The 697-nt window shown below is 59.1% G+C and carries 1 protein-coding gene; it reads right to left on the bottom strand.

Features of this window, described 5'->3' with window-relative positions:
* Nucleotides 1–250: 250 nt before the first annotated feature.
* A partial coding sequence (locus NWI01_RS14630; RefSeq protein WP_141384716.1) for a hypothetical protein occupies nucleotides 251–697 on the bottom strand: 447 nt, incomplete at its 5' end.

Raw genomic sequence — 697 nt, 5'->3', positions numbered from 1 at the left:
GCTCTAAAGCAAGATCCCGACCCGAAAGGCCACGCCCGCGCAAAGTGGAAACCGGTTTTCGGAAAAGATCGTGCTGAACAGAAAGGTAAGCGACGGGTCTGATTCAACGCTGTTGAAACGGATTCAACGCAGTTGAAACAGACTCTCGAACTTGTCACCGCTTCAAGGAAACAGTGAAAGACTCTATCTTTCTTTATATTTTTACGCGTTTTCTTCGCGCGAACCGGATAGCTCGGATCGCAAACGCTAGTTATTCACCTTCCGATTTTCTCAGCGTCACTCCCCGCTCCTCAAGCCAAAGCCGGACTTCCGAAGCTGTGACGGTACCGACGCCGGGTTCGGACAAGAGTTCTTCCCAGGTGTAGGCCGAGGCGATCTCGACGAGATGGCGGCTGCGCTTGGCGATCGTCCGGCCTCCGAGCGAAGCGTGGCGGCCATGAAGGAGCGCCTCGACGGCACGACGCGGAAGGCTGCGACGCAAAACGCTCTCCTTTGGTTTCGGACAGAACGCCAGGACGTCATATTCCTCGATATCGAGACGCACGGCGATCTCGCGAACGCCGAGCCCGACGGAACGCAGCACCGCCACCTCGTCGCGCAGCCAGCCGAGAAAGCGGCGGCGATTGTAATCGCGTTGCCGCGGGGCCTGGCGCGACCGCGGCTTTGACGGCGGCGCAGCCGGCTGAACGGGAACATC

This window comes from Nitrobacter winogradskyi, assembly GCF_006539545.1.
In the GTDB taxonomy this organism is placed as follows: domain Bacteria; phylum Pseudomonadota; class Alphaproteobacteria; order Rhizobiales; family Xanthobacteraceae; genus Nitrobacter; species Nitrobacter winogradskyi_A.
The sequence above is the reverse complement of the archived record's forward strand: the minus strand, read 5'-3'. Positions and strand labels throughout refer to the sequence as shown.